The sequence below is a fragment of the Mesorhizobium sp. LNHC252B00 genome (assembly GCF_000502955.1).
In the GTDB taxonomy this organism is placed as follows: Bacteria; Pseudomonadota; Alphaproteobacteria; order Rhizobiales; family Rhizobiaceae; genus Mesorhizobium.
Map to the genome: position 1 here is coordinate 1 of NZ_AYWO01000064.1, position 8,364 is coordinate 8,364.

An 8,364-nucleotide genomic window follows, 5' to 3' on the forward strand; every position below is an offset into this window, starting at 1 on the left:
GATGGCGATGGCGCCAAGGCCGCGAAAAGCGCCCGACACTTTCAGATGCGCGACCACGATCATCATGCCGAGCAGAAGCGTGATGGTGTCGAAATTGATCGTCCGGTAGGCGTCCTCCATGCTGAGCGCGCCGATGGCGATCATCGCCGCCCCGCCGAGCAACGCGATCCCCGCACNCGACACTTTCAGATGCGCGACCACGATCATCATGCCGAGCAGAAGCGTGATGGTGTCGAAATTTATGGCCCGGTAGGCATCCTCCATGCTGAGCGCGCCGATGGCGATCATCGCCGCCCCGCCGAGCAACGCGATCCCCGCACGGTCGAGACGCAGGCCAGGGATGCGGCCAACGGCGACACCGGCGTAAGTCAGGACAAGGATCAGCAGGGCCGCCGCGCTCATCAATGTCATTCGCAAAAGTCCCTGTTCGAATTCCTTTCCCCAGATCGGGTTCCTCCCGTTCGGGGTATTTCAAACCTTGGCGCGGCGCCGGCAAAAAGGGTCCGAAAGCTGGCTCTCAATAATCAGAGTGCTTGCGGCAAAATCACCCGCGCCCGCAGCCCGCCGCTATTTGCCCGCGACAATTCAAGACTGCCGCCATAAAGCTCCACGAGTTCAGCGGCGATCGGCAGGCCGAAGCCATAGCCTGATGTCGCCTCGTCGATGCGCCGCCCCGGCCGCATCACCTCCGGCATCGCCGCCGTGTCGAGACCAGTGCCATCGTCATCGATGTCGATCGTGACGTGGCCGGCATCGGCCCTTGCCGTGACGGTGACGCTTGAGCGCGCCCATTTGCAGGCATTGTCGAGCAGGTTGCCGAGGATTTCGTCGAAATCCTGCGTTTCGGCGGCAACCGCAACATCGGTCGCAGCATCGACATGAAAGCTGAGCCCGCGCTCTCGGTGCACGTTGGCTATCATGCCGGTGAGATCGGCCAACCTTTCCGCAACATTGGTGCTGGCGCGTGCCGGGCCGGATAGAACTGCGGTGCGTGCGCGTGAAAGGTGGTGGCGGATCAGCCGGTCCATCAGGTCGAGTTGGGAGCGCATCATGCCGTCGGCGGGCTTGGTCGACTGGCGCTCGAGTGCGAGACCAAGCGCTGCCAGCGGCGTCTTCAATCCATGCGCAAGGTTGGCGACATGGCGCCTGGCGCGCGCCAGCCCTTCGGCATTGTCGGCGAGCAGGCTGTTGACTTCCTCGACCAGCGGCAGGATTTCGCTCGGCTGGTCGGTGGAAATCGACGTGCGCCTGCCGGCGCGGATATCGGCAAGGCCGGCTCGCAGAGCGGCCAGCGGTCGCAGGCCGAGACGCACCTGCGCCAGCATGGCACCGAACAGCAACAGCCCCAGCACCATCAACGCCAGCGCCAGCGGCACCAGGGCTTCGCGCAGCGGCCCATAGATAGCGCGGTAAGGCGCCGCCGCAGCCACGGTCACAGTTTGCTTGTCGAAAGGCGCGGCAAGGATGCGCCAGTGCAGGGCCTGGCCGTCCGGTCCCGGCCCGTCCGCGGGCGCGGGCCGGCCGAACGTATCGAGCGACCCGAGCAATTTCGACAATCCTGGGAAATTGTGGAAGCGGCTACCATGGACCGGCGGCAGCGGTAGAGCGCCCAGGCCGGCCAGCGAGGCCGACACCAGTTCGCCGTCCGATCCTGTGACCTGCCATGCCCAGCCAGATCCCGGGCGATCGAAGGGCGGCCCGTTGAGCATTGGCGTCACCGTCATCTTCCCATCGCCGTCGTGCTGCAGTGCCGCCGCTATGGCGAAGACCTGGCCGTCGAGCCGCTGGTCGATCTGGCCGATGACGAAGCGCTGCAGGATCAGCGCAATGGCGATGCCGGCCAGAAGCAATGCGACGATGATAGCGGCAGCCGCTGCAAGCCGCAGCCTGCCGGCGAGCGAACGCGGGATGAACCTCATGTTTCGCCCGCCGTCAGCCGATAGCCGAGGCCACGTATGGTTTCGATGTGTCGGTGGCCGATCTTGCGGCGCAGCCTGGCAACGATCACCTCGAGCGAATTGGAATCGATATCGGAATCTCCTTCATAGACCCGCTCCAGAAGGTCGGCGCGCGTCACCACCACTTCCTTGCGCAGCATCAGGCTGGACAGCACGCGCCATTCCAGCGCTGTCAGCTTCAGCGGCAGGCCATCGAACTCGAAAGTGCCGAGTTGCGCGTCGAAGGCGAGCGGGCCGCAGGTAACTTTTGTCTGGGCATGACCGGCAGCGCGCCGCACCAGCGCGCGCAGCCGCATGATCAGTTCCTCAGTCCGGAACGGTTTTGTCAGATAGTCGTCGGCGCCGGCCTTGAAACCCTCGACCTTTTCCGACCATCCATCGCGCGCCGTCAGGATAAGCACTGGCAGGTTGCGCCCCGCTGCCCGCCATGCCTTGAGCACGGCCTTGCCCTCGATCTTCGGCAGGCCGAGATCGAGAACGGCGACATCATAGGCGCCGGTGTCGCCGAGATGCTGGCCGTCCTCGCCATTGCGGGCGATATCGACGACGAAGTTTTCGCCGCGCAGCGCTTCTGCCAACTGGCCGGCGATCGACAGGTCGTCCTCGACGAGCAGCACCTTCATTGAATCGGCTTCCTTACGCCTGCCTCAGAATCGGGTCCTACGCCCGCCGGCTTAACTGAAGCTGAACGACCTGGTTCAGGCTGGATTCGCGGAACCTGCGGTAAAAGTCTCCCATTCAACCACAGCCAAGGAAAGACGAATGTCATGACTGAAACAGCTAGCAGCTCAAATCCGGCCGGACCCGGCAAGCCGGCCGATAGCCGGCGCGCTCGTCGACCCTATCTGACCGGCATCTTCGCCGCCGGCCTGGTTGCGCTGGGAGTTATTGCCGGCGCCGGCGCCATGGCGTTGGACGCGCCCCGCGACACCACCATGCTCATCCAGCCCATACCCATTTCGTCGCTCGCGCCCTACAGCGTCGTTGCCGTCAAGGGCAAGGTCGTCGAAATCTTCGGCGACAAGTTCGTCATCGACGACGGCAGCGGCCGTGCGCTGGTCGAGACCGGTCGGCGCGGCGAGGGTGGCAAGCTCGTCACCGCTGGCGAGGCGCTGACCGTACAGGGCCATTTCGACGATGGCTTCATCCACGGCGACATCATCGTCCATGCCGACGGCCGTGCCGAAAGCCTGAAGCCACCACGGCCGGGTCCGCGCGGCCTGCCCGATCGCCTGCATGGCCGTGGCGTCGATATCGTCACGCCGGGCGCACCCGGCTGAGCCTGGCATCACGGCCGGTAAGCCAGCGGCCGTCTGCCCGAAATGAATGGAGGTCACGGTGCTCATCCAGCCCAGTTTCCGGAACGTGCTTGCGCGCGAGAGGGGCATCCAATGATAAAGTGGGGGATACGGACTAAGCTCGTGGCTTGGGCCGGCTTTGCCTGCCTGTTGGCAGCCGCAGGAGCCGCCATGCATGGGTCGACCGCCCAGGACATCGTTCAGCCAAGGGCTTCGTCCACGACCGCCGGTCAGGCTTCGAGCGGGCCAACAGCCATTCACGTCAGCGTCGTTTCGGCGACCGTGGGCACTGTCCAAAAGGTCATCGCGGGTATCGGCACAGTCGCGCCGCTGCAAACCGTGACAGTTCGAACCCAGATCGACGGAGAAATCCTGAGCATGCCTTTTACCGAAGGCGATGTCGTCCACCAGGGCGACGTGCTCGTGCAGATCGACCCCCGACAGTTGCAGGCGGCGCTGGCGGTGGCGGAGGCCAAGGAGACGCAGGACATGTCTCAACTCGACAATGCGCGCAACGACCTTGCCCGCTATTCGGCGCTTGCCAAGAAAGATATTGTCGCCGCCGAGACGCTGGACCAGAAGGCGGCGGCGGTCGAGCAATTGAACGCCGCTGTAAAATCCGACGAAGCGGCGGCGAGCAGCGCCCTTACGCAACTCGGCTATGCCACGATCAGGGCGCCCATCACGGGACGGACCGGCTTCCGGTCCGTCGATATCGGCGGCATAGTCAGCACTGCTTCCTCGACAGGCATCGTAACGATTACCCAATTCGACCCGATTGGCGTCGTGTTCGTCGCGCCGGGGGACCGCTTCGGCGAAATCCGCCAAGCGATGAAGGACAACGTCGCTACGGTGGAGGCGCTATCTACGGACACGCGAACGGTTCTCGCCCGCGGCAAACTGACGTTGATGGACAACAATGTCGATTCCGCCAACGGCTCGATAAAATTGCGCGCCACTTTCGACAATCAGGACGGAAAACTCTGGCCCGGTCTGCCCGTCGCAACCCGGCTGACCACGGCGGTGCTGCATGGTGTTGTCGTTCCCGACGAAGTGCTTTCGCGCGGCGTTGGCGGACTTTATGCCTATGTTGTTGGCACTGATGGCAAGGCCAGCCGGCGTCTGGTCGAATCCGGCGTCGAGACCGACGGCATGACGCTTGTGACCAGGGGCATTGCGGCGGGCGACAAGATTGTCTCTGACGGACGCGATCAGGTTGGTGATGGGACGGCGGTGGCCGTTTCCGCAAATCCGGATCTGGCCAATCCAGGTGGCGTTCAGCAACCCGCCAACGCCATCGGTGGTGGCACCCCTGTTGCGACGACAGCCGCGCCATGAGCGCGGGGCCCTCCGACCACTTCGTTCGCCATCCGGTCGCCACGACGCTCGGCATGGCCGGGATCCTGCTGATCGGCCTCTTCGCTTATCCGAGGCTTCCGGTCTCGGCGCTGCCAGAGATTGCGTTCCCAACGATCCAGGTCTCGGCAAATCTCCCAGGAGGGGCTCCGGAGACTATGGCCTCGTCGGCGGCGCAGCCTTTGGAGACGCAGCTCTCCAAGGTCAGCGGCGTCACCGAGATGACCTCGTCGAGTTCGCTGGGCACGACCCAGATCACCATTCAGTTCGACCTCGATCGCGATATCGACGCGGCGGCCAGCGATGTCCAGACGGCGATCAGCACGGCAAGCGGACAATTGCCAAAGGATCTGCCTTCGCCGCCTTCGTTCCATAAGGTCAATCCGGCCGACGCACCGGTTCTCCAACTGTCTGCCACCTCCGACACCTTGTCCTTGATAGACGTCGATGAGTTCATCGAAACCCGGGTCGCCCAGCGCATCAGCCAGATCAGCGGCGTCGCCCAGGTCAATATCGGTGGCCGGCAGAAGCCGGCGATCCGCATTTCCGTCGATCCGGGACGCTTGGGGGCAGCGGGCGTAACGCTCGAGGATGTGCGCACCGCCATTGAGGGTCTGAGCGTCAGCGGTCCGAAGGGCAATCTCGATGAAGGCAAGCGAACCTTCCCGATCTACAACAACGACCAGATCACCGATGCCGCCGGTTGGAGCGATGCGGTCGTTGCCTATCGCAACGGCGGCCCGGTCAGGATCCGCGACATTGGCCAGGCCGTCGATGGTCCCGAGGATGCCAAGATGGCGCATTGGACGAACGGCAAACGCGGCATCGCCGTCGATGTCTTCCGCCAGCCCGGCGCCAATGTCATCCAGGTGGTGGAACGCATCAAGGCTGAACTGCCTGAACTCCAGGCAGGATTGCCGCCCTCGATCAAGCTCGCGCTGGTGACGGACCGCACGACCACGATCCGGGCCGCGGTGTCTGATGTCCAGTTCACGCTGTTGATCACCATCCTGCTGGTGGTCACGGTGATATTCGTCTTTCTGCGCAATGTGCGGGCGACGCTTATCCCGGCAGCGACGCTGCCGCTGGCGCTGCTGGGTGCGCTGGCGCCGATGTGGCTGTTCGGCTTCAGCCTCGACAATCTGTCGCTGATGGCGCTGGTCATCGCTGTCGGTTTTGTCGTCGACGACGCCATCGTCATGCTGGAAAACATCAGCCGGCACATCGAGGCGGGCGAGAGCCGAATCCAAGCAGCGCTCAAGGGGTCGAAAGAAGTCGGCTTCACCATCGTGTCGATCAGCCTGTCGCTCGTCGCCGTGCTTATTCCGGTTCTGGCGATGGGCGGCATCGTTGGCAGGCTCTTTCGCGAGTTCGCCCTGACGCTCACCATCGCGATTGCCATCTCGACAATCGTCTCGCTGACAATGACGCCGATGATGGCGTCAAGGCTGCTCAAGCCAGCCGGGGCCGTCCGCCACGGGCGCCTTTACAAGTGGAGCGAGCGCGCCTTCGAGGCGCTGCGGGGCCCCTATGGGCGAGGTCTCGATGTCGTGCTTCGCCATCGCTGGGCGACGCTGACGGTCTTCTTCGCGACGCTGGTCGCAACCGCCTATCTGTTCATCATCATCCCCAAGGGCTTCTTTCCGGAGCAGGACACGGGCTTTATCGGCGGCCTGTCGCAAGCCGCGCCCGATGTGTCCTACGCGGAGATGGCCAGATTGCAGGAACAGGTCAGCGCGGTCGTGATGAAGGATCCAGCCGTCTACAGCGTTTTCATGGACATAGGCGGAGGCAATGGCGGCAACGCCCTCAGCCAGGGTCATGTCAACATCACGCTGAAGCCAAGGAGCCAGCGCGATGTCTCGGCGCAGCAGGTCATCGCCCGCCTCGGGCCGGAGGTCGCCAAGCTGCAGGGTATTCGCCTGTTCATGCAGGCGGCGCAGGATATCAACATCGGCGCACGCCCGGCCAAGACGCAGTACCAGTACACGCTTGAGGACAACGATATCGAAGAACTGAACGTCTGGGCGCCAAAGGTGCTGGCGGCCTTCAAGGGCTTGCCCGAGCTTGCCGATGTCGGCAGCGACCAGCAACAGCAGGCGCCGACCCTGACACTGACCGTCGACCGCGCAGCGGCCTCCCTGTTCGGCGTGTTGCCTCAGACTATCGACGAAACGCTCTACGACGCCTTTGGCCAGCGGCAGGTCGGCCAGTACACGACGCAGACCGACACGTTCCATGTCGTTCTCGAGGTGCTGCCAAACCTGCAGCAGGACGTCGAGACCCTGGAGCGCCTCTCCGTCAAATCGCAGTCGGGAACCCTGGTGCCGCTGGCCAATGTCGCGCACTGGACGACGCGCGGCGTGGCGCCTGTCTCCATCAACCATCAAGGCCAGTTTCCGGCGGTGACGATGTCGTTCAATCTTGCGACTGGTGCATCTCTCGGCACTGCCACGACCGCGGTGCGAAACGCCATGGCCGCGCTGAAGCCGCCGGCTTCGTTGGAGGGAAGCTTTGCGGGCAGCGCCAAGGCATTCGAGGAGTCCCTCTCGACCGTACCGCTGCTGATCGGCGCCTCGCTGGTCGTCGTCTACCTCATCCTCGGCGTTCTCTACGAAAGCTTCATCCACCCGATCACGATCCTGTCGACATTGCCCTCGGCAGCGCTTGGCGCTCTCGCCACGTTGATGGTGGCCGGCTTCGATTTCGGGCTGGTGGCGATGATCGGCGTCATCCTGCTGATCGGCATCGTCAAGAAAAACGGCATCATGCTGGTCGACTTCGCCATCAAGGCGGAGGCCGAACAAGGGCTATCGGGGGAAGACGCCATACGGCAGGCGGCGTTGCTCAGATTCCGGCCGATCCTGATGACCACGATGGCGGCGATCCTCGGTGGCGTTCCGTTGATGCTCGGGCATGGGGCCGGGTCGGAACTGCGCCAGCCGCTAGGCTATGCCATCGTCGGCGGCCTTGTCGTCAGCCAGGTGTTGACGCTTTTCACGACGCCGGTGATCTATCTGCTGCTGGACAAGATGACCAGGCGATCCGTTGGGGGCCCCCTTGCCAAGGATGGATGGATACGGCGTGAGAGCTAGTCCCCAGGATAGCCCTGCCAGCCTTGCGGAGCATATACCTGCGTTTGCTTTTTGGGCATACGATTGCGGCTCGGATTGCCGGCCAACCTCATCGGCTGTTGCGCTCGAAAAGGCGACGCCCAAGGTCGAAGCGGAAATTCCGGTATGGAAAGCCTATTGTGCATCGGGAAAGGGGCGCCTTAACGCAATGCAAGCCATGCCGTTCCAGCCAGAAGCGTGACCAGCGTCAGCGGCAAGCCGATCTTGAAGAAGGCGCCGAACGACAGCGGCGTGCCGGCGGCCCGTGCCTGTTCGGCGACGATCAGGTTGGCGACCGAACCAAGCAGCGTGAAATTGCCGGCCAGCGTCGAGCTCATGGCGACGACCAGCCAGGCNAATGAACAGGCCGGCGAACATGAACAGCAGCGGACCGTCGATCTCGCGGTAGATGCGTTCCGGCTTGATGGCGCGGGTGAGCAAGAGGATGGCGCCGCCGATGAGCGCTGCCTTGGCGACGGGCACGCCGGCGAAGAAGGCAATCGCCAGTCCGATGCAGACCACCACAGCCTTCAGCACCTGTCCCTTATGCATGCGGCCGCGCGAGACCTCGGGCGTCAGTTGGACCGTGCGTGCGAATTCGGCCCGGTAGACGACGCGGATGATGACGACCACCGCGAC

General features: G+C 63.7%; 6 protein-coding genes and 1 pseudogene. 3 read left to right on the forward strand and 4 right to left on the reverse strand.

Annotated elements, in window-relative coordinates; all coding sequences use genetic code 11:
- The 3 genes from X744_RS0139065 to X744_RS140045 form a co-directional block, all read right to left on the reverse strand.
- A partial coding sequence (locus X744_RS0139065) for an SLC13 family permease (protein WP_348626185.1) occupies window positions 1-411 on the reverse strand: 411 nt, incomplete at its 3' end.
- A gap of 113 nt (window positions 412-524) precedes the next feature.
- Window positions 525-1,919, reverse strand: a complete 1,395-nt coding sequence (locus tag X744_RS140050) for a HAMP domain-containing sensor histidine kinase (protein ID WP_023763159.1) — start codon at window positions 1,917-1,919, stop codon at window positions 525-527.
- The gene (locus X744_RS140045) at window positions 1,916-2,581 is read right to left on the reverse strand and encodes a response regulator transcription factor (protein ID WP_023763160.1); all 666 of its coding nucleotides are present in this window, start codon (window positions 2,579-2,581) and stop codon (window positions 1,916-1,918) included. The genes X744_RS140050 and X744_RS140045 overlap by 4 nt, the downstream gene beginning before the upstream one ends.
- A 144-nt stretch (window positions 2,582-2,725) precedes the next feature.
- On the opposite strand from X744_RS140045, the gene X744_RS140040 reads away from it, so the two are divergent.
- From X744_RS140040 to X744_RS140030, 3 genes are all read left to right on the forward strand, one after another.
- On the forward strand, window positions 2,726-3,238 hold the full coding sequence (locus X744_RS140040; protein ID WP_023763161.1) for a hypothetical protein: 513 nt from the start codon (window positions 2,726-2,728) through the stop codon (window positions 3,236-3,238).
- 189 nt (window positions 3,239-3,427) lie between these two features.
- Entirely contained in the window at window positions 3,428-4,594 is a 1,167-nt protein-coding gene (locus X744_RS140035) for an efflux RND transporter periplasmic adaptor subunit (protein WP_023763162.1), read from the forward strand.
- Entirely contained in the window at window positions 4,591-7,707 is a 3,117-nt protein-coding gene (locus tag X744_RS140030) for an efflux RND transporter permease subunit (RefSeq protein ID WP_023763163.1), read from the forward strand. The genes X744_RS140035 and X744_RS140030 overlap by 4 nt, the downstream gene beginning before the upstream one ends.
- A gap of 179 nt (window positions 7,708-7,886) precedes the next feature.
- On the opposite strand, the pseudogene X744_RS1000000173215 reads toward X744_RS140030, so the two are convergent.
- Window positions 7,887-8,364: pseudogene (locus tag X744_RS1000000173215) on the reverse strand (SLC13 family permease); the annotation flags it as partial.

Bases quoted from the DNA above. Each gene is read 5' to 3' on its own strand.
- X744_RS140035 (WP_023763162.1), top strand. From the start codon at position 3,428: ATGCATGGGTCGACCGCCCAGGACATCGTTCAGCCAAGGGCTTCGTCC.
- X744_RS140040 (WP_023763161.1), top strand. From the start codon at position 2,726: ATGACTGAAACAGCTAGCAGCTCAAATCCGGCCGGACCCGGCAAGCCG.
- X744_RS140045 (WP_023763160.1), bottom strand. From the start codon at position 2,581: ATGAAGGTGCTGCTCGTCGAGGACGACCTGTCGATCGCCGGCCAGTTG.
- X744_RS140050 (WP_023763159.1), bottom strand. From the start codon at position 1,919: ATGAGGTTCATCCCGCGTTCGCTCGCCGGCAGGCTGCGGCTTGCAGCG.
- X744_RS140030 (WP_023763163.1), top strand. From the start codon at position 4,591: ATGAGCGCGGGGCCCTCCGACCACTTCGTTCGCCATCCGGTCGCCACG.